We start from the raw sequence: 21956 nt of genomic DNA on the forward strand, positions 1-21956 counted from the left end.
TTATGTATTAAAAACATTTTAGGGATATTACATATTAAAGAGGTGGCTTTTGTTGATTACAAAAGTCATCTTTTTATGTTAGGAATAGATTGTATACATTTTAGCAGTTTTATATAAATAATAGAAATTTATACGAGGTAAATATCATGGGAAATAAAAAAGAAATAGCTATAGTTGCATTAACTACAGGATTCGTTTTAACAAGTGTAACACTATATGGAGTAGGTCATGCAGAGGAACCTGGTCAAATGCAAGTTGAAATTCAAGAGGATTCGTTCGGTACAGGTAATCTGACACAACCATCAAAAAAGGCACCAGAGAATGTAGTGAAAGATGCACTTAAGGAAAATACGGAGCATGCTTTGTCTCCAAAACAAGTTAGTGCAGAAACAGGAGTAGATTACAAAGTTCTTCAAAAACGTGGTTCTTATGATGGAACTACACTTGTGCGCATGCAACAAATATATGAAGGAAAAGAAGTATATGCCCACCAGTTGACTGCTCACGTAGATAAAAAAGGTATTATTAAAAGCATTTCAGGAGCTAGCGCACAAAATTTAACACAAGAAGATTTAAAGAAACCTATTAATTTATCAAAAGAAGAAGCAAAACAATATATTTATAAAAAGTACGGAAACGATACTAAATTTATTTCTGAGCCAGAAGTTAAGGCAGTTATTTTTGTTGATGAAAATCATGGGGAGGCTAGCAATGCATATCAAGTTACATTTGCTGCTACAACACCAAATTATGTATCTGGAACTTATTTAGTGAATGCTCATAATGGTGAAATGTTAAAAGATATGGTACAAGAATCAAGTTTGAAAATAAGTGAAGAGTATGTTGAATCCGTTAAGGAAAATAAAACTAGCAATTTCACATCATTAACTGGAACAGGAAAAGATGATTTAGGCGTAACTCGTACATTTGGTATTTCTAAACAGACCAGTGGGAATTATGCACTTGCTGATTACACAAGAGGACAAGGAATTGAGACATATGATGTAAATTATAGAGATATTACAAATGAAGAAAGTTATTATCCTGGTATACTAGCAACTAGTGTTTCAACAACATTTAATGATCCAAAGGCGGTAAGCGCTCATTTCTTAGCAACAAAGGTATACGATTTTTATAAAGAAAAATATAAGCGTAATAGTTTTGATAATAAAGGAAGAAAAGTAGTTTCAGTTGTACATGCATGGGATTCTGGAGGAACAAATGATCCTGAAAATTGGGAGAATGCATTTAGTACTAATATTAATAACATTAGTATGCTTTTATATGGAGATCCTATGGTAAAAGCATTCGATATAGCGGGTCATGAATTTACACATGCAGTTACATCAAGTGAATCTAACCTTGAATTTTCAGGAGAATCTGGGGCAATTAACGAGGCATTATCGGATATTATGGGAACGGCTATAGAGAAATACATAAATAATGGGGAATTTAACTGGACAATAGGAGAACAAACTGGATCGACTTTTCGTAATATGAAAAATCCAACTGCAATTAATTTTTCAGAAGGACTACCGTATCCTGATGATTATAGTAAATATAATGATTTAAATGGAGAGGATTATGGAGGCGTTCATTTTAACTCAAGTATTATTAATAAAGTTGCGTATTTAATTGCACAAGGTGGTACTCATAACGGTGTAAATGTAAATGGTATTGGTGAAGATAGAATGTTTGATATTTTCTATTATGCAAATACTGATGAATTAAATATGACTTCTAATTTCTCTGAATTGAAATTGGCATGCCTTAAAGTGGCAACTAATAAATATGGAGCGAACTCAATTGAAGTTCAAGCAGTCCAAAATGCTTTTGATGCGGCAAAAATTACAGGAACGGTGAAAGAAAATGAAAAAACAGCAGAAAACCAAGCTCCAGAGTTAACTGTACCGTTTACGATTACACTACGTGTAGGTGATACGTTTGATCCAATGAGAAATGTAAAAGCTGTTGATAAAGAAGAGGGTGATTTAACAAATAAAGTAAAGCATAAAGGCGATGTAGATACTTCAAAACCAGGTACATACATTGTGGAATACTTGGTCGTTGATTCCCAAGGGAGAAATACAACGGCTAGACAGACTGTAATTGTAGAGGGAAATGGAGAAACATCAGATTTAGAACCTAAATTAACAGTGCCTGTTGGAGCGACAATTCATGTAGGAGATTCATTTGTTCCAATGGCAGAAGTATTAGCTATCGATAAAGAAGACGGTGATCTCACTTCTAAAATCAAAGTTGATGGTGAAGTAGATACAACTAAAGCCGGTACTTACGTATTAACGTACACGGTTACAGATTCTAAAGGTCATGAAGTAACGGCGAAGCAAACTGTAACGGTCAAAGTTAGAGAAGAAGTTAAAAATGATAAACCAATACTAAAAGTACCTGCTACAACTTCAATTACTGAGGGTGATCAATTTGATCCATTGGTAGGGGTATCAGCTACTGATAAAGAGGACGGTGACCTTATTTCTAAAGTAGCGTATGAAGGAACTATAGATACAACTAAAGCTGGTACTTATGAAATAATATATAGTGTTAGAGATTCCGTGGGTAATGAGGTAAATGCAATACAAAAAGTATTAGTGAAAGATAAAGAAACTAGCAAAGCTAATGGCCTTGCTAATAAGGAAAATAAGAGTAATATCTCAAACAACAGTAATAGCGATAAAAAAGAATATACATATAAGGAGCTTCCAAAGACGGGTGTAAGTACAACTAACAGTGCAGCAATCGGCATATTGATGATTATTACAGGCACAGTACTCACTTTTGTTCGCAAATTTAGAAAGATACAAAAATAATAGTAGGGATCATTCGTTTGAAGAAAAGAGTTCATTATTCAAAAGAAATAAAATAGAAAGTAAGTAAAACAAAATATGGATTTTTTACTTAATAAGATTTTAGTAGTTAAGCGGTGCATTTGGCTTCTATAAAAATTTGTAGTTGGATCATGTTCTGTCTACAAAACTACATTACATAAAAAACACGTTACTATTCTCATTAAAATAAAAGAATAGTAACGTGTTTTTTGGTTTGGAAAAAGCATAAATCCTATAGTTCATGAATCTGGGAGTGCTTCTAATCTGCCATTGATGAGTTACTGAAAACATTTTGTTTTAATGGAAGTTTCACTCTAAATGACAACATGAGATTTTCGATATTTACCAGGTGTTTCATTGGTGAATTTTTTAAAAATTTTAGTGAAATAACTTTGATCGCTAAAATTAAGCGAAGCGCATATGTCTGATAAAGGATAGGTGGTGAAAGTTAATAATTTCTTTGCTTCTTCGATTCGTTCACGTTGAATGTACTCAATTAATGAAATACCGACTTCTTTTTTAAATAATATAGATAAATAATCTGAATTCACATTTGCAAATTTAGCAAGTTGTTTAACAGATATTGGATTGTAAATATTTTTAAAAATGTAGTTTTTACAAATAGCAATAGTCTGTGAATATTGCTGTGTTTTTTGTGCCTTTACACGGTCTGCAAAGGTACAAAAAGCATTTTTTAATAAATCCCAAACAGATTCTTTGTCTTTTGAATCTTCTGTTCTTTGAATATGTAAATCATAAATTTTGTAAGCAATCCCAGATGGAAGTCCCCCTTTTATCGCATATCTAGTAGCGAGCGTGATGGATGAAATACAAATGTTTTTATGACGTCTTAATTGATGGAATGAAGATAAAGATGAAAGAGTCTCTTGTTGGAATTCGTAATAATATTTGAGTACGGTTTCTTTATCCCCTTCTTCTATAGAACTAAGTAGTTGCTGCTCTATATATAAATTATGATAAATAGATTCGTCTTTTTGCATTGAAATATATACATCTTCGTTTAAGATGCTGCTATGACTTATATGAAGTGAGTCACTGTTATTTGAAAAGGTGCTTACATCTGAATTTTTTTTATAGAGAATGTTATAGAACAATATCGCTATATTTACAAAGAAATTTTGATCTTTGACTGACAATGAAAAATAATGGTCTCTTGTTCTTTTATAATTTGGAATAAAATTAAGGTTACTATCCGCTTTACTTGTAGAAAAATTTACATGTGTCAAGGGCCCAATAATAACAGTACCGTTCACCATATAATCGCTCTTTATGTGAATTAAAATAAAGTGCCCTAGATATTCGTGAGTTCTGAAGATGGGGGAATTATATGTATCATTTCTCTGAAAAAGCATATGTAACTGTTCTATTTTTGATGTATATAACGAATGTGAATCATTTTTTGATTTAAATTCTAAAAGAATATTTTTGTTACAATCTAAAAAACAAACTGGAATTTCGAAAGATTGAAAAAACATATTGCAAATGTACTCTATCTCAACTAGACTGAGTTTTTTAGTCATATTCTTCCTCCTTACAGTTATGCGTAATAGTTAAATAAACATATATTCCTTTTTCATAAGTAGATACGGAAAACCTTTATCAATAAAAAATATAAATAAAAGTTATAAACTTCTAAGAATAATACCATAATTTAACATGAATAGCACATATTATTTGAATATACAGGTAATAGTTTTGGACAATAACGTAAAATATGAATCGTCACACTTATTTGTTGGTTATTACTTATATGTATTAAAAAATGATTAAGATTGGATTTTAAATAGGGATAGGAAGTGAGAAATGAATAGATTGACAGTAAGTGACTAGTCGAAATTAGCAGTGAAAGCTATTATGTAACAAATGTAATGATTCTTGAAATAGGGATATACGTGTAATTTAGGGGAGAAAATTACATATATCATGTGGAGAGACAACGTAATAATAGAAGATAAGAAAAGTGAATAAGTGATTGTAAACAATGGATTGTTGGACGACTATGTTTTATGTTATTCGTTTAAATCTGATACTTGGCACACTATTGCTTTTAAGAAGGTAATAGTAATAAAGAAATTTTTAAAATGATAGAAGTAGTAAAGTCTAGTGGTAATAAGTCAAGAGTAAAACAAGACTGATTTTTTCTAGGTGCGATTTTTTCAGCATACGGAAATAGACCCGACCAAAAATGAAATTTTTTCGGGCCGTTTCCAAGATTGCGTCAATAACAAAGTGTTATTTTTCTATCACGCTCCTTGGTGGCGTGTAGAGTTGATGGTTACGTAGTAGCGTATCCACCAGACGCACAAATTTTCTTGCGGTTAAGACGATGGCTCTTTTGTGTTGATGTTTGGGTGTTTCTTTGTATTTCTTTTGATAAAATGCTTGATATTCAGGCAAATATCTTCTTACTGAATTGGCAGCCTCAACTAAGTAATAGCGAAGATAACGATTGCCTTGTTTGGTTAAGGGCGTATTTTCAGACTGATAATTTCCAGATTNGCTTCGATACTATGGGATTTCCCAGAAGCTCATTGCGTAACCACAACCTCGCCTACGAGAATACAATGACAACTTTTGGGGGCTACCTTTTGAACTACTATCCAAAAGCCCAATCAGTTATCGAAACAGCTAGTGTGTTGGTAGTGATAGCAATGGCTCGGGTAACAGACTTTTTATCGTAGACAGAGCTACAGGGGAAATGAGCAAATTCCCGATGGATCCTTTCCATACATCCATTGTATCTGGGAAATTCAATAATATCGAAACAAATTCCGTAAGGAATCTTGTTATCTATTTTTTTTAAAATCAGGGTAATTAGAAAGCAGAAATACTGATCTAAACTATATTCTACGAGGGGATAAGAGAAATGAAAAAAATATTTAGTGTGCTTTTAGTGTTATTCTTAACATTTTCTACATGGTCTAGTGTATTAGTAAAGGCAGATTCACCATCTAAAGGTACTTTAACGATTCATAAGTATGAACAAGAAAAAGATGGAGCGCAGGGACTAGAAGGTGACGGTTCTGCAAATCAAGAGGTGCCAAAAGATGTGAAACCATTAAAAGGTGTAACGTTTGAAGTGAAAAGGGTTGCTTCTTTTGAAAAAATTTCAAACGATGGGAAAATCGTAAAAGAAGACGTGAAACCTGTAATGGGAGCCACTCCAAATCAAGTAGTAACAGATGATAACGGACAAGCTGTATTAAAAGATCTTCCGCTAGGACGTTATGAGGTGAAAGAAGTGGCAGGACCTCCACATGTTAATCTAAATCCCAATACGTATACAGTGGATATCCCATTAACGAATAAAGAGGGTAAGGTGCTAAACTATGATGTTCACATGTATCCCAAAAATGAGATTAAACGTGGTGCAGTGGATTTAATAAAAACTGGTGTAAATGAAAAAGCATTAGCAGGTGCAGTATTCTCTTTATTTAAAAAAGACGGTACAGAAGTGAAAAAAGAGTTAGCAACAGATGCTAATGGCCATATCCGAGTGCAAGGATTGGAGTATGGAGAATACTATTTCCAAGAAACAAAAGCTCCGAAAGGCTATGTAATAGATCCAACTAAACGTGAGTTTTTTGTTAAGAACTCCGGAACAATTAATGAAGATGGAACTATTACTTCTGGTACAGTAGTTAAAATAGAAGTGAAAAACTATGAAGAACCAACAATTGATAAAAAAATTAACGGAAAATTGGAAGCGTTACCAATAAATCCGTTAACTAATTATAATTATGATATTAAAACATTAATTCCAGAAGACATTAAGGAATACAAAAAATATGTGGTAACAGATACTTTGGATAATCGTTTAGTGATTCAAGGAAAGCCAATCGTGAAAATTGATGGAGCAGAAGTAAATGCAAACGTTGTTGAGGTAGCTATAGAAGGTCAAAAAGTAACAGCTACAGTAAAAGATTTCACAAAATTAGATGGTAAAAAAGAATTTCATTTGCAAATTAAATCCCAAGTAAAAGAAGGAGTACCATCTGGTTCGGAAATTTTAAATACAGCAAAAATACATTTTACAAATAAAAATGATGTAATTGGAGAAAAGGAATCTAAACCTGTAGTTGTTATTCCGACAACTGGAATAATTGAGTTAACAAAAATTGATAGTGCTAATAAGAATAAATTAAAAGGTGCAGAGTTTGTACTTAAAGATAATAATGGAAAAATAGTTGTCGTAGCAGGAAAAGAAGTAACAGGTGTATCAGATGAAAATGGTGTTATTAAATGGTCTAACATTCCATATGGAGATTATCAAATTTTTGAAACGAAAGCACCGACATATACAAAAGAAGATGGTACAAAAGCTTCTTATCAATTATTAAAAGACCCCATTGATGTAAAGATTAGCGAAAATAATCAAACGGTTAAATTAACGATAGAAAATAATAAAAGTGGATGGATTCTTCCGGTAACGGGTGGTATAGGAACGACTCTTTTTACTGTAATAGGCCTTACTTTAATGCTTACAGCGGCATTTGTTTTCTTTAGAAAAAAGTTTGCTAGAAATTAAGATTTTAGGAACATGTAACTATGGGAAAAGGGGAGAAGCAAAATGCTTCCCTCTTTTCGATATTTAAGCATATACAGAGGTGGAAATATGAAACGAAATCTTGTTTTGGGAGGTATTTTTTTATTTGGATTAGGTATTTTTTTATATCCTACTATTAGTAATTGGTTGGCGACCCGTGCACATTATTCTGAGATTAGCTCTTACGATAAGAAGATTAAAGCATTACAAAAGAAAGAAGTCGAACGTAGGGAAAAAGAAGCAGCCGAATATAATAAACAAGTTCAAACTTCTGCGAAAACATTTACAGATCCATTTTCTGAAAAAAAAAGTAATCATCAAGCGTATGCTGATGCGTTAAATTTAGGAGATGTAATGGGGTATATTGAAATATCGAAAATTAATATAAAACTGCCAATCTATCAAGGGACCTCTGAGGAAGTATTGAGTCGCGGGATAGGTCATTTAGATTTTTCTTCGCTCCCGGTAGGTGGAGAAAATACGCACACTATTTTAACAGGGCATCGTGGTTTACCATCAGCAAAATTATTTACAGATTTAGATAAGTTGAGAAAAGGAGATCTTTTTTATATTCATTCTTTAGACAAAGTTCTTGCTTATAAAGTAGATCAAATTAAAGTAGTGTTACCACACGAAACGGACGATCTACAAATTGTACAAAATAAAGATTATACAACTTTAATTACGTGTATGCCTTATGGAGTAAACACCAATAGATTGCTAGTTCGAGGTGAGCGTGTGGAGTTAAACGAGAAAGAAAAACAAAAAGTGAGTACAGAGATAGTTATATTTAATAAGTGGACTGTAATAGTTACAATCCTATTGTTATGTGTGTTTCTAGTCGAAATTTATAAGAAAAGGTTTACTTGATAGAATGTATTTATTTATCCTGCATTAATGGGAAGTGGGACCGGAAATTCAAAGATAAGTAAAGAAGGTATATAGGAGATGAAGTAAATCATCATTAATAAAAATTTCATTTTATTCGACTATAGAAAAAATACGGTAAAGGTGGGAACAAAGGAATTGAGGCTACGATTAAAGCTGGTAAGTATTCATTTTATTGTTTTGTTAATGTTAAGTGTAAGTTTTGTCGTATATGTACCAAAAGAAGCATATGGATCCACGACTAACTTAGAAGGTCTAGGAGATATATCGCGTTATAATGCTGTTGTTTTTGGTAACCATAAAGCAGTAGGTGGCGACATTGAAGGGGCAATTGCAGTTCAAGGTGACATGGATGCATCGGGGTATACGATTGTAGGTGCTGCAGCGGGAACATCTAATATAGTAGGTGAAAAATGGGTTGATGAGGGATATCCGTCTTTGTTATTGTCTGGAAAATTTAAGAAATCAAGAGAAGAATCTTTTATCATTCAAAACGGAATAGTTGTAATGACAAAAGAGAGTGATCCAGATCGCATCATACAATCTTCTTATGATCGTATCGTTTATAAAGAAAAACTAGAAATTGACGCGAAATTTAATGAATTTCGCAATATAGTGAACCAAGTCAGTAAAAATGCAGGTCAATATAAAACGAATACCCCAATTCCAAATATGAGTCATGGAATCGGAAAAGATATAAACAATCCTAATATTTATGTTTCATCAGAATTGACAGGGAAAATCAATTTAGATATAAGAGATGTATTTTTACCGAGTGCTAAGGACAAAGATTTTATTGTTATGTATTCGGATGCGATAGAGGTTACATTTAAAAATGGGGCTATTCTATATGACAAGAACAATATTGGAAGGGCTACGGATATAATTCCCACATCACAACCCTATTCTCCTAATTCACCATTTACTGAGCTATACAGTAAAATGATTTGGGTTTTTCCTAATGCGAAAAAGATCACAACAGAAGGATATGGTGTTGTTGGAAGTGTGTTTGCTCCCAATGCTGTATTAGAAACAAAAGGCGGTTCGATTAATGGACAAGCATTTGTCGGTGCGGTACAACAAACTGGTGGATTTGAGTTTCACAATTTCAAATTTAACTGGAAACATTGGAACAAGCCGAGTACAGGAAAAGTAAAAATAAAAAAGGTTGATAGTAATAATGATAATAAAAAATTGGTGGGAGCAAAGTTTAAAATTGAAGATTTAAATGGGAAAATAGTTGGAGAACTAGTAACAAATGAAGAAGGAGAAGCGATATCAAAAGACTTACCAATAGGAAACTATACTTTAGTGGAAAAAGAAGCACCTAAAGGTTACGAATTATTAAAAGATAAAATAGCTGTAAAAGTAGAGAAAGATGCAGAAGTAGAAATTAAAATAGGAAATAAGAAATTGCCAGATCCAATGGGGAAAATGAAGCTTGTGAAAGTAGACATAAGTGATAAAAATAAAAAGCTAGCAGGAGCAAAGTTTAAAATTGAAGATTCAAAAGGAAAAATAGTTGGAGAACTAGTAACAAATGAAGAAGGAGAAGCGATATCAAAAGACTTACCAATAGGAAACTATACCGTAGTGGAAGTAGAAGCACCTAAAGGTTACGAATTATTAAAAGATAAAATAGCTGTAAAAATAGAAAAAGATACAGTAGTAGAAATTAAAATAGGAAATAAGAAATTGCCAGATCCGAATGGGCAATTTGAAATTGAAAAAGTTGATGATACGGATAGTGAATTAAAGCTAAAAGGCGCTGTATTTCAAGTGTTAGATAAAGAAGGGAAAGAAGTTAGTAGATTAATAACGGATGAAAAAGGAAAGGTAATTTCCAACCAATTAGCAATTGGAAAGTATACGATTAAAGAAATAAAAGCACCGAACGGATACATGTTACTTAGAGATCCAATAGAAATAGAAATTACAGAAGCAGTAAAGACACAAAAAATAACAGTGAAAAATGCGAAGAATAATTGGGTAATTCCTAATACTGGTGGGAGCGGAACAACAATTTTTTACGTGATTGGTATTATGCTAATGTTTGGTGTGCTATATTTCTGTAAGAAAAATCGTATATTATGAACTAATTTTATAGAGTTAGACAGATTGTTGCGTTAGAGAGTTTTTAGGGCATGAGTTCGGTATTGTACTGGACTCATGTTACTAAATTTGTTGAAGGAGGAAGCATAATAGTAAACATAGAATATATTAATGAATTAAAATATTTAAGAGGTGAAAATGGTGGTAATAAAACAAGACGAAATTAAAGTAGTTGTCGGAGCTGGAGTGTTTAATAATAATCCAGGCTGGATTCAAACACAAGAAGATGAACTTAACTTACTAGATAAAGCTACGTGGGAAGAAAGATTTGAATACAACTCTATTTCAGCTATTTTAGCTGAGCATGTATGGGAACACCTTACTTTTGAAGAAGGTGTAAGAGCAGCTGAAATTTGTTATGAATTTTTAAAACCATCTGGTCATATTCGGTGCGGAGTCCCTGATGCATTCTTTCAGGATGAGGCATATCAAAATATAGTTCAAATAGGGGGCCCCGGTCCGAAAGATCATCCAGCAGCAAGTCATAAAATCGTTCATAATTATAAAACATTAACGAAAATGTTTGAAACTGCTGGATTCGAGGTAGTTTTACTTGAATATTGTGATGAAAATGGTCGGTTTTATTACAACGAATGGGATGCAAACGACGGTGTTATTTTCCGTTCGAAAAGGTATGATTCTAGAAATAAAGGCGATAAACTTGGTTTTCCATCGCTAATTGTCGATGCGATTAAGCGCTAATCATTCAACAAAAAAAGGAGTTAATCCTATGATTTCATAAGTCGCAAATGCGGCTTTTTTATTTGTACGTAAATCTATATTTAATTTTCAATACTATATAACTCGATTTAGAAAATATTTAAGTTTTTCTCAGCGTCATTCGCTTTAAATTAACACTTCGTTGACATAAATATTTATTTTATATTTATATTCGTGTAAAATGAAATAAGAACATATATTCTATATAAGGAGGCAATCAAAATGATAGCTGAAATTTGGAAACTAACTGATGGATATATTGTAAAATTTGAACGTGAATTTCCATATACGGTAGAGGAAGTTTGGTCTGTATTAACAGAAAACAGTAAGCTGAAAAAATGGATGTCCAATTTACAGATTGAAAGCCTTAAAACTGGTGGAATAATAAAGTTCGACATGATGGACGGTTCATTCATAAATATTGATATTTTAGAGTGTCAACTAAACTCAGTACTTGAATTTACTTGGGATAAAGACCGTGTCCGATTTGAAATACATAAAGAGGAAAATGGTACTCTTTTACTTCTTAAAGAGTACATTCATGAATTAACAGATCATACACCGAGAGATGTAGCTGGTTGGCATATTTGTTTAAATCTTTTTTCTTGCGTTTTAGAAGGAGAAGAGAAAGAATTTTCTAAAGATGAATGGCAACAATGGTTTGAAATATACAAGGGTAAGATTCATGAAGTTAGAGGATAATTACATAATAGGTAATATTCATTATGTAATTATTATATTATAAAAATGCTTTTATGGATAAATAAGAATAGAGGTTAATATGAAAGTAAATCAATTAATTGCTAATAACATAAATAAATTAGATGCAACTATACCGTTTAATAAATCGTTTGGAATTGCTGGGTTATCTGGATCGGGTAAAACAACTTTTTGCCAAACAATTGGTGAAGAGTCAAAAAAACGATTAGTTTCTTTATTACCAAAGGCTGAATATCAATATTTATTTCCTAACATTATGGAAACAAATTTTAGTGCTATTAAGATGGAAGAAATGCCATTAGTACTTTTTTTAGGGAAATCATCGATTTCGTCTAATCCACGTTCAACGATTGGTACTCATACTGGTGTTTTTACAGAGGTTCGGGAAAAACTTGCTGAAGTATTTAATCTTTCTCCAGAGGTCTTTTCATTTAATAATCAATTAGGCTGGTGTACTGGTTGTAAAGGCCGTGGTACTACAAAAAATGTTGAGTGTAAAAAATGTAAGGGAAAACGTTATAGTGAAGAAATTGAAAAACATGAAATTGATTTGTTGGCCAAGCCACATTCAATTTCAAATATTAATGATTTAAGTGTTGAATCTATTCTTTCAATAGCAAAAGAATTAAATATTAGTGAAGAAAAACAGCATATACTGCAAAATATTATTAATATGAACATTGGTTATTTAACATTAAATCGAATTATGGGTACGTTGTCAGGTGGAGAGTTAACACGACTTTATTTGGCTGAATTCATGGCAGTAAGTGAAAATGCTGTAATTATTATTGATGAGATTTCAGTTGGACTTGATCATGAAACATTATTGAAAATTTTGGAAGAGATTAAACGATTAGGGTGTAAAAATCAAATTTGGCTTATTGATCATTCAGATACGGTACTAGATACAACTGATGAGCAATTGTTCTTTGGACCTGGTAGCGGAAAATATGGCGGGAAAATTGTGAAAGAATCACCAAGACCAAAGTCAATACTGTGGGATCGAAATAAAGAAATACCAACAGAATATTATACATTCTATGATTTATATTGCCGTAATATCCAAATGGAGGAGTTTCAAATTCCTAAAAACAGGCTTGTAACGGTTACAGGAGAATCAGGATGTGGGAAATCTACACTTGTCAATGAATGTCTAGCTACAGATTTCTTGAAAAGATATCCAAAAGATAAATTAGTTATGGTGGGACAAGACCGAAATCAATCAATTACAAGTCGATCAACTGTAGCAACTTTCCTAGATATTAAAAAGAAACTAACAAAGTATAGTGAAGACATTGATGATATTTTTGAGCGCTCGATTGAGGATATTATTGATGAACTTCCAAATGAAGATATCGCTTATAAACGTTTGAGCCTACTAATTAAGTTAGGACTTGGCTATTTAACATTAGAGAGAAAAACACAAACATTATCGACAGGTGAGTTTCAATGTGTTCATTTAGTTTCGGAATTATTTGCAAACACTAGAAATCCACATACATTATTCATTTTTGATGAGCCTTCAAAAGGTTTATCACAAAATATTTTAAATCAATTTATCGATAGTATTAGAGGTATTCTGCAAGATGAATCAGTTTCTATCATTATGATTGAGCATAATCGTTACATGTTAGAAAGCTCTGATTATATAGTTGATTTTGGAAAAAGGCAGAATGAATCTGTAGAGCATTTGGATGTTGTTAATCATGAGGATTACTATCGTCAAAAAAGTAATGTGAATAGCACAGAGAAAATAAATATCTCTTCAATGCTTAAGCAGAAAAAAGGAGTTCACTATTTAGAAGAAAATCATATTAACTATTTTAAAAATGCCGAAAATGTTTATAAGGGCGGTATTTTAAAAAGTTTATCATCAATGGCTAGGTTAATTTATGGTGAATATGAATCTGATACAATCGCACCTGTTATTGCTATTGATCTTGAAAAACATTTATATAGTCAATATAGTTTCTTATATGAGCTTGGTGGATTAATTAATCATATTGTAGCTGCTCATCCAATTAATAAAGATACGAGAAGTTTTGATTTCTATTCACAGGACAATCATTGTCCATCTTGTTCTGGACGTCTTCAAATTGAAGTTTTTGATAAAGATATTGCCATTCAAGATAAAAGTGTTCCATTTTGGGATGGGCTATTCGATCCAGAAATCATGAAGGTATTAAAATTTTATCAGCATGAAAAAATAGAATTTCTATTCGAAGAAATAAAAAATGAGCTTGGTCACGATTTGTCAAAGAGCTATAATGATATGTCAGAAGAAGAAAAGCATACGTTTTGGTATGGATATTTTGAAAAATCATTTTATGATAAAAAAGGAAAGACACGTAGAACATGGGTAGGGTTTAATACAATTATTGGTGGATATATTGTTATTTCAAAAGCACCTATTAAAGAAGAAATTAAGAGTTCAAAAAAAATGATGAAATGTCCAATTTGTGAGGGGACGGTTTTAAATCATCATAAACCACTTAAATTTGGTAACGTAGATATTCGTGAAATAATCAATCAGCCTATTAATAAAGTATTGAAAACAGTTGGTGATTTACCGGCACTTGTTAAATTGAAGTCTATTGTTGGTGGCGATATGGTATTGACGGAAGATATTTCTTTATTGCCAAGAAAAGCACAAGTTGCACTGAAGATGTTTGAATTAGAACAAGCAAGCTTTTCAAACTATGAAATGGTGTTACAAAATGTCTTACCATTCTGGGGCGAAATAAAAGGAAATATCGAATCCATTAGTGTTAATAATCAAGTAACTGTTTGTGATTTCCCTAATGTTTATGAAACGAGAGAAACCATTATAGATAAGTATTTCACAAATGGTAAATATAAAAAACTTACGTATGTATACGAAGCATTTGGATACAAAAAATTAGTTACCCAAATTAATAAAATTAAAAAAAGTAATCCATGTCCATTTTGTAAAGGTAAGAAAGTGATAACCGAAGATAATCTACATGATGGTGTCTTTAAACTAACAATTCCATGTGTAACTTGTAATGCAAGTGGTATTAATGACGAAGGGTTAAAAGAAGTTGTCGAGGGCGTGGATGTACAAACGTGGTTAACTGGAAAAGCAAGTGATGTTGTGAATGAAAGCTTATTAACAGAAGCGGTTGGAAAAATACCAATTTTTAATCGCATACGTGAGTTGGATAAACGAGATATGATGGCGGTTTATGAATGTTTAGAGAAAAATAACTGATGATGGATTGTCAATTGTAGTAGTCATAAAATAGGAATATAGGTTTTTAATTATGTAAATATAACATGTTAAATTATCGTTTAAATCGTCAAAAAAACGATTGACCCTCACACAATGTCATTGTTTAAGATAAAGTTGAGCTTCAAAGTAGATGTAACTTATAGGAGGAAATCATGTTTAAAATAGGGGATTTTTCAAAACTATCTTCCATTAGTATACGAATGTTGAGACACTACGATAAAGTGGAATTACTACAACCAGTAAAAGTCGATGAGCAGAGTGGATATCGATTTTATTCAGCAGACCAATTAAAAAAAGTAAATCAAATTCAAACGTTAAAAGCTATGGGGTTTAATATTGCTACCATCAAAGAAATAATAGAATGCGATAATATAGATACCATAAAAGAGCAATTTTTAAATCGTAGTGCTCAAATTAAAGAAGACATGAATAACCTCCAAAAACAATTACGTCTCCTCGAAGACTCAATGAAAACGATGAGAGAGGATGTTGTTGAGATGAATTATCATGTTTCAATAAAAGAAATTCCAGAAAGAACTGTAGCTAGTGTTAGAAAGATTATTCCATCGTATAATTGCGAAGGTGATTTATGGAGTGTATTAATGCAAGAAATTCAAATGAAAAATATTAGTATTGCCCAACCGAGTTATAGTATTGCGGTTTTCCATGATCATGAATACAAAGAAAATGATGTAGATATAGAAATACAGCTAAGTATTCTAGGTAAGCACGAAAATACAAAAGACGTTACATTTAAAAATATGGAATCGACTCATGTAGCTTCTATAACAGTTAATGGAAGTTATGAACAGATGACAGCTGTAAATGAGGCTGCGGCAAAATGGATTGAGACAGAGGGTTACAAATTAGCAGGCCCGATGTTTAATATTTATCATGTGAGCCCAGCGATGGAATCCGATCCTAATAAGTGGGTTACAGAAGTTTGTTATCCAATAAACAAATAAGTAATAAAAAAAGGCATGTTTTATGCCTTTTTTTATTTTATTAATATCTCAAAATATATAATTTTTTCCTCTTTACAGTTTTCGTATCGGACTACATAAGGCAATAAAGACTTCAATTATTTTAGTAAAAGCAGCTAAAGCAAATATAAATACAGGATTGTAGGCTGAAATAATTCCACCTACTAATGCCCCCAATGGCATAGATAATCGTGTAAGTACACGAGAAAAACCTAAAACACGTCCTTGCAAATTGGATGGAACAGTTTCCTGCCGAATTGATGTAACAATCGTATTCCATGTGATATTACATGTCATCGCGATACCGAAAGCAATTCCGGGAGCAAGCCAATATGTACTCCATAAAGCAAATGTTAATCCAAGCGCTCCACAAAATAGGAGTAAAGGAATAAGTATACCACGTCGAAATTTCTTTTCTAAAGGAACGGCAATTAAGCTTCCTAAAAGCCCACCTATTCCTATTAAAGTATAATTATAACCACTTTGTGCGGAGGTAAAATTTAATGTCGATAATAAATAATACATAAGTACACCTAAAACAGCACTTGCTCCAAAGTTACCTACCATAGCTTGAAGTGACAAAGCTATATTTAACCGATCATTTTTGAGCCATTTAAATCCATCAAACAAATCATTTAGTACATTTTGCAATATTTTTTTATCAGTATTCTTTTTATTTAAGTTTTTCATAGAAGGTAATATAATCACAGCAATTAATGTAGCAATAAATGAAAGAGCATTAATCCAAAGTACTTGAAAGCCGCCAATAAAAGATATGAAAAGCCCAGCTATGATTGGACCAAACAAACTAGCCAATTGATTAACCATTTGATATAAAGAATTAGCCTTCGTTAATGATGCACCTGCGATGTGTGGAATGACTGTAACTGTTGTTACATCAAAAAGCATGGACATAACTGCTAAGATAAAAGTAATTACGTATAAATGCCAGACTTCTAATATATGTAATGCATGTAAAATTGGTACGAGACTTACTAAAATAATATTGGTAATATCCGCCATCCAAAGTAACTTTTTTCGATCATATCGATCAACTAGTACACCAACTAAAGGGCCAAATAAAACGATTGGCAATACGTTTACAGCAAATAAAGAACTCATAATTACAGCTGAACCAGTTAATTGATAGGCAATCCAAGGCAGTGCAAAAGTATATAATGAATCCCCGATTCGTGAAATGAGTAAACCAAAAATAAAAATCTTGTATTCTTTTGAAAAAATTGTCTTGACAGTTAATCTTCGTTCTTGTACAAATTTCACAATTGTATGAACCACCTTTAGTAAAGAGGAATTTGAAAATAATCCGTCCAATACGTATTAAATATAGAATTCTGTAAGAAGTTGTTGAATCCTACCTTTATAAGGTTAATTTTATATAAAAGTGTAGGGAATAGAAATTAGGGCGGCTTTTATTGGATGAGGCGGTATGATTCGAGAACAAAAGGGGTTGCTGGATAAAGAGTTAATCTTATGACCTTTTCCGCAATTATTGTTGTTAGCAGAACTTTTGAAAGAAGATCCTACATTAATATATCCCTTTTTTAGTTAATAATAGCCTCCTTAATACTAGTTAATACAAGGAGGCATTAAATTTTTAATAATTAATGATATGTGTACCCTCCATCAGGAAATAATACATTACCCGTAGTAAAACTATTTTGCATTAAATATAGGACAGTATGTGCAATTTCATCATTATATCCAGCTCGTTGTACAAGTGAAAGAGATTTATAAGCTTCGTAAGCAACTAGTCTATTTTCATTTTGTTCATTTTCTCTTTGTATTGTTCCAGGAGAAACCACATTAACTCTAATAGGAGCTAATTCCACAGCTAAGGCCTTCCCTAAACTTTCAATAGCACCATTGCAAGCTCCATAAGCAGGCGCACCTTTAAGTGGTCTTTGACTAAAGGCACCGGACATTAACACGATCGATCCAGAGTTTGAAAGAAAAGGAATTGCATATTTTACGGTATAATATTGAGGCCGAAACTTTCCGATGAAGCTACTTTCAGCAATTTCCTCTGTAGAGGTAATTGGTCCAAGTGTATAAGAGGCTCCCGGTGTGAATAAATGATCAAAGTTCCCAACTGTCTTGAAAAAATTTTGTAATTGCTCTTTATTTTGATTATCCAATATATAAGTTTGAAGATGATTGTTATTTATTACTTCTCGAGCAACTTTTAATTTTTCTTCCGAGCGTCCGGCAATAATAACATGTGCGCCTTGTTTAATTGCTTGAGTTGCTGTTGCTAATCCAATACCAGAACTCCCGCCAATGATAACAATACGGCTATTTTCTAATGTAGTAATAGACATATTTTAGCCACTCCTTTAATAAAAAACTTTAGAATATAACTGTGCTATGCTTTTATTATTCGCTAAAAGGGAGCAAGTGAAAAGTACGCACTTTATATGTACATAGTCGCAAATTTCGTACTAATTGCTATTTATGCGGATAAGTAATACGAAAAATTTCTACATATTGTTTATCCCGCATTAACGGGCAGTAAAACTCTCACCTCAAAGTTAGGAAAATGCAAGGAAGTTAGGTAAGAGATCAACTGCCCGTAAAAGCCCGATTGGTTCAACTAATAATCAGTGTGGGATGAACAAAACCCCCACTGATTAAAGTTTCACTTTATGATATCTGAGGAGAGGTGAGAAAAATGGATTTACAAGAACCGAAGTTAAAAGAGGTAATAGCAACATTACAAATAATCGGTGGGAAATGGAAGCCGCTTATTTTATTTATTTTGCTAACAGATGGAACGAAACGTTTTGGTGAATTAAAGAGATTAATACCAGATATATCTCAAGGGACGTTAGCAAAGCAATTACGTGAATTAGAGCAAGATCAACTAATAAAACGCGAAATTTATCAAGAAATACCACCTAAAGTAGAATATAGCTTAACTGAACATGGAAAAACAGTCAGTACTGTTTTGGATAGTATGTGTAGTTGGGGAAGAGGGCATTTAGAATATATAGATAAAGATAAACCATAAAAATATTATGTAAACTTATTGTAGTTTGAAGGGAAATGTTGTTTTAATAATTTGTATTTTATAATATATAATTAAGGAGTGTCGTAGGTTATTATACATATTTAATTTATTTTTACAAAGGGGAAGTAATAAGATGAACGAATTAGAGTATAAAAGCTTCTATGATAAAGTAGGAAGATTAAATGGATGGGATTTTAGTAAAATAAAATGTGAAACTGTAGGAGATACATGGGACTTTTATAGTGAGGTAAAAGAAAGGTGTAAACCATCACATATTTTACTTGATGTTGGTACAGGCGGAGGAGAAAATGTACTTAACATAGCATCATCAGCTAAATTGTTGATTGGAATTGATAATTCTAACGGCATGATTGAAACGGCACATTCCAACTTGAAAAAATCAGGTGTACAAAATGTTGAGTTTCTTCAAATGGGTTCTGAAGCGTTAACGTTTCAGAATGCCCATTTTGATATCGCTTCAAGTTGTCACGCACCGTTTATAGCATCTGAGTTAGCGAAAGTAATGAAACGAGGTGCTTTTTTCTTAACGCAACAAGTAAGTGAGAATGATAAATTAAACCTGAAAGAAGCATTTGGCAGAGGACAATGCTTAGATGAACGAGATGGCACTTTAAAAGAAAAGTATATGGATGAACTTATTAGTGCAGGATTTGATCTCGTGCAAGTACGTGAATATGATGTTACTGATTATTACAGTACGTCTGAAGATCTCATTTTCTTATTAAAACATACGCCTATTATTCCTAGATTTGGAAAAGAGGAAGAAGATTTTACTATTTTACAAAAGTTCATTGAAACGAATAGTTCTGAAAAAGGGATTCGTACGAATTCAAAAAGATTTATGATTATCGCTGTTAAATTATAATATATTTTAGTGTAAAAGCTGCTTTTCTTTAAATGAAAAGCAGCTTTTTGTGTGGAAAAGAATACAGGAAATACTTGAAAATAATAGAAATAAATAAAGTATAAATTAAAAAATCAAAATATGGAGGATAAATGTTTTGAAACGTTACTATATTAGCAATGAAAAAATAAATGTACATATTACTGAATGGGGGAATAATGACAAGCCCGTTATCTTTTGTTTACATGGATTAGGTAGTACGAGTTTAAGTTTTATAGAAATTGCTGAAGAATTAAAAGAAGAGTATAGATTTATCTCCGTTGATGCACCTGGACACGGTAAAACCCCGCCATTTGAAAGAACAGAAGATTATGAGATGCAAAATTTAGCAAATTGGTTAAATGAAATAATAAATGAATTGAGAATCGAACACTTCTATTTTCTATCACATTCATGGGGAAGTTTTGTAGCGTTATTTTATTTGTTAAATCATCCAGAAAAAGTACAAGGAAGTATTCTTATTGATGGTGGATATCAAACAAAAAGGCTTCAAGAAGAAGCGTTGGAAGAAGAAATTGCTTATTATGAAAAAGACTTTGATGAATACGTTTTTAATAATTGGGACGAATTTTTCAAAAGTGAAAAAGAAGCTTATACTAGGTGGTCTTCATTGTTAGAAGTTGCTGTAAAGGATCTAGGGATCGAAATGGATAATAAAGTATGGTGGCATGCCAGGGGGAATACAGCTAATAATATAATAAGAGGTATGCATAAAGATGAAACAATAGATATATATGAGAAGCTACCGGCTAATATTGTATTACTTCGAGCTACAGTCCCACAAGTTTGGGCGGATTATAGAGATAAGACAGTACATGTTTTTAAAGAGAAAACGGACAGTATAGTAAAAGTAATTCCTGATACTACACACATGTTGCACTGGGATAAACCAGAAATTGTTATAGCGGAAATAAAAAATAATTGTGGCTAACATATTCATACTAAAGTTGTAGTTTCTATATGAAAAATCCATCCTTCCGTTTGATTTTATCTGTTTATAAGTGTAATACAATACGAATAGATAATAAGAAATGAGGGGGAATGTAAAGTGATTACACATATATCAGATATAAAACTACAAACGGTTTCCATAGAAGGGGTAAAACAAGTTTATAAGGACATATTATCTTTTCCAATAAAAAAAGAAACAGCATCCTTCATTCAATTTGAAGTAACACCTTATACAACAATTAGTTTTCAAGAAGTGTATGAACCAATTGCACCTGCACATTTTGCTTTTGAAATCCCATATTCAAAATTTCATGAAACAGCAAGATGGCTTGAGGAGTCTGGATTACTCATTGTGAAATGGAAAGATGGTCATATAATTGATGAAGAGGATGGTCGATTCAATTTATACTTTAAAGACGGAGATGGAAATCTACTCGAAATTATCGCGCATAGTTATGTTAAAGAAGATGTATTAGTACCGCAGTCACCTTTAAACATTTTATATGTAAGGGAAATTGGTCTTCCTGTTAAAAGTGTACCTGTTTTTACGGAATGGCTAAAATCAAATCTAAATATGAAAACGATGGAAGACGGGGATATTTTTAACTTTGTAGTTGGTGGCACTGCTTATGTCGTCGCAACTTGGTGGCAGCGACCTTGGATTCCAATCGCGATGAAAGCTCTATCACCGAAAGTACACGTTTCTTTTGGAACACCAGACGTCGCATTTTTACAGCGAATCCAAAATAACTTTAAGAAAAATAGTGTATCATTTGAATGTAAACGTAATGAAGTATCATTTATTGAGCAAGGATATACATTTTCAATTGTGCATACATCAGAGTTTCATTCGGATATTCCTAAACAATTAAACTTACCGCTTTCTATTTAAGGATGAAAAGCGGTAAGTTTTTTGTATATTCGTGAAGAAGGTTTTAGCTAGGATTATAGTGAATTTAAAGA

Annotated in this window: 15 protein-coding genes and 1 pseudogene; 12 read left to right on the plus strand and 4 right to left on the minus strand. The window is 32.2% G+C overall.

The genetic code is table 11. The features are described 5' to 3' along the window. Positions 1-146: 146 nt before the first annotated feature. Positions 147-2828, plus strand: a complete 2682-nt coding sequence (locus V6946_RS12970; RefSeq protein ID WP_406622325.1) for a M4 family metallopeptidase — start codon at positions 147-149, stop codon at positions 2826-2828. A gap of 332 nt (positions 2829-3160) precedes the next feature. Here V6946_RS12970 and V6946_RS12975 read toward each other — a convergent pair whose 3' ends face one another. Beyond that, a complete protein-coding gene (locus tag V6946_RS12975) occupies positions 3161-4387 on the minus strand; it encodes an AraC family transcriptional regulator (RefSeq protein WP_000162835.1) in 1227 nt (408 codons plus the stop codon). Between the two features lie 712 nt (positions 4388-5099). Continuing rightward, a pseudogene (locus V6946_RS12980) lies at positions 5100-5363 on the minus strand (transposase); the annotation flags it as partial. 370 nt (positions 5364-5733) lie between these two features. Here V6946_RS12980 and V6946_RS12985 point away from each other — a divergent pair. The 7 genes from V6946_RS12985 (at position 5734) to V6946_RS13015 (ending at position 16071) form a co-directional block, all read left to right on the plus strand. Continuing rightward, complete coding sequence (locus V6946_RS12985) at positions 5734-7395, plus strand: SpaA isopeptide-forming pilin-related protein (RefSeq protein WP_000719304.1); 1662 nt, start codon at positions 5734-5736, stop codon at positions 7393-7395. Between the two features lie 87 nt (positions 7396-7482). Beyond that, positions 7483-8283, plus strand: a complete 801-nt coding sequence (locus V6946_RS12990) for a class C sortase (protein WP_366981578.1) — start codon at positions 7483-7485, stop codon at positions 8281-8283. 156 nt (positions 8284-8439) lie between these two features. Then, entirely contained in the window at positions 8440-10395 is a 1956-nt protein-coding gene (locus V6946_RS12995; RefSeq protein WP_325826297.1) for a SpaA isopeptide-forming pilin-related protein, read from the plus strand. A 159-nt stretch (positions 10396-10554) separates the two neighbouring features. Next, complete coding sequence (locus V6946_RS13000; RefSeq protein WP_006929239.1) at positions 10555-11115, plus strand: hypothetical protein; 561 nt, start codon at positions 10555-10557, stop codon at positions 11113-11115. Between the two features lie 240 nt (positions 11116-11355). Further along, a complete protein-coding gene (locus V6946_RS13005; protein WP_006929238.1) occupies positions 11356-11835 on the plus strand; it encodes an SRPBCC family protein in 480 nt (159 codons plus the stop codon). A 79-nt stretch (positions 11836-11914) separates the two neighbouring features. After that, positions 11915-15085, plus strand: a complete 3171-nt coding sequence (locus V6946_RS13010) for an ATP-binding cassette domain-containing protein (RefSeq protein WP_016122551.1) — start codon at positions 11915-11917, stop codon at positions 15083-15085. A 173-nt stretch (positions 15086-15258) separates the two neighbouring features. Further along, complete coding sequence (locus tag V6946_RS13015) at positions 15259-16071, plus strand: MerR family transcriptional regulator (RefSeq protein WP_006929236.1); 813 nt, start codon at positions 15259-15261, stop codon at positions 16069-16071. A gap of 72 nt (positions 16072-16143) precedes the next feature. On the opposite strand, the gene V6946_RS13020 is transcribed toward V6946_RS13015, so the two are convergent. Together V6946_RS13020 and V6946_RS13025 are read right to left on the minus strand one after the other, a co-directional pair. After that, positions 16144-17370 carry an MFS transporter gene (locus V6946_RS13020; protein ID WP_366981577.1) on the minus strand — a complete coding sequence of 409 codons (1227 nt, stop codon included), beginning with the start codon at positions 17368-17370 and terminating at the stop codon, positions 16144-16146. A 341-nt stretch (positions 17371-17711) separates the two neighbouring features. Continuing rightward, on the minus strand, positions 17712-18428 hold the full coding sequence (locus V6946_RS13025) for an SDR family oxidoreductase (RefSeq protein WP_006929233.1): 717 nt from the start codon (positions 18426-18428) through the stop codon (positions 17712-17714). Between the two features lie 350 nt (positions 18429-18778). On the opposite strand from V6946_RS13025, the gene V6946_RS13030 reads away from it, so the two are divergent. From V6946_RS13030 to V6946_RS13045, 4 genes are all read left to right on the plus strand, one after another. Then, a complete protein-coding gene (locus tag V6946_RS13030) occupies positions 18779-19117 on the plus strand; it encodes a winged helix-turn-helix transcriptional regulator (RefSeq protein WP_366981576.1) in 339 nt (112 codons plus the stop codon). A gap of 133 nt (positions 19118-19250) precedes the next feature. Beyond that, positions 19251-20003 (plus strand): class I SAM-dependent methyltransferase, encoded by a 753-nt coding sequence (locus V6946_RS13035; protein WP_006929231.1) that lies wholly within the window; start codon positions 19251-19253, stop codon positions 20001-20003. 136 nt (positions 20004-20139) lie between these two features. Beyond that, positions 20140-20973 carry an alpha/beta fold hydrolase gene (locus tag V6946_RS13040; RefSeq protein WP_006929224.1) on the plus strand — a complete coding sequence of 278 codons (834 nt, stop codon included), beginning with the start codon at positions 20140-20142 and terminating at the stop codon, positions 20971-20973. Positions 20974-21090: 117 nt separating this feature from the next. Further along, the gene (locus tag V6946_RS13045) at positions 21091-21885 is read left to right on the plus strand and encodes a VOC family protein (RefSeq protein WP_102956490.1); all 795 of its coding nucleotides are present in this window, start codon (positions 21091-21093) and stop codon (positions 21883-21885) included. Positions 21886-21956: the final 71 nt, after the last annotated feature.

Source organism: Bacillus sp. PPSBB_2 (genome assembly GCF_045291115.1).
GTDB lineage: Bacteria > Bacillota > Bacilli > Bacillales > Bacillaceae_G > Bacillus_A > Bacillus_A cereus.

Excerpts from the sequence above, each read along its gene's own strand:
- V6946_RS12970 (WP_406622325.1), top strand. The coding sequence starts at position 147 with ATGGGAAATAAAAAAGAAATAGCTATAGTTGCATTAACTACAGGATTC.
- V6946_RS12975 (WP_000162835.1), bottom strand. The coding sequence starts at position 4,387 with ATGACTAAAAAACTCAGTCTAGTTGAGATAGAGTACATTTGCAATATG.
- V6946_RS12985 (WP_000719304.1), top strand. The coding sequence starts at position 5,734 with ATGAAAAAAATATTTAGTGTGCTTTTAGTGTTATTCTTAACATTTTCT.
- V6946_RS12990 (WP_366981578.1), top strand. The coding sequence starts at position 7,483 with ATGAAACGAAATCTTGTTTTGGGAGGTATTTTTTTATTTGGATTAGGT.
- V6946_RS13005 (WP_006929238.1), top strand. The coding sequence starts at position 11,356 with ATGATAGCTGAAATTTGGAAACTAACTGATGGATATATTGTAAAATTT.
- V6946_RS13010 (WP_016122551.1), top strand. The coding sequence starts at position 11,915 with ATGAAAGTAAATCAATTAATTGCTAATAACATAAATAAATTAGATGCA.
- V6946_RS13015 (WP_006929236.1), top strand. The coding sequence starts at position 15,259 with ATGTTTAAAATAGGGGATTTTTCAAAACTATCTTCCATTAGTATACGA.
- V6946_RS13025 (WP_006929233.1), bottom strand. The coding sequence starts at position 18,428 with ATGTCTATTACTACATTAGAAAATAGCCGTATTGTTATCATTGGCGGG.
- V6946_RS13030 (WP_366981576.1), top strand. The coding sequence starts at position 18,779 with ATGGATTTACAAGAACCGAAGTTAAAAGAGGTAATAGCAACATTACAA.
- V6946_RS13035 (WP_006929231.1), top strand. The coding sequence starts at position 19,251 with ATGAACGAATTAGAGTATAAAAGCTTCTATGATAAAGTAGGAAGATTA.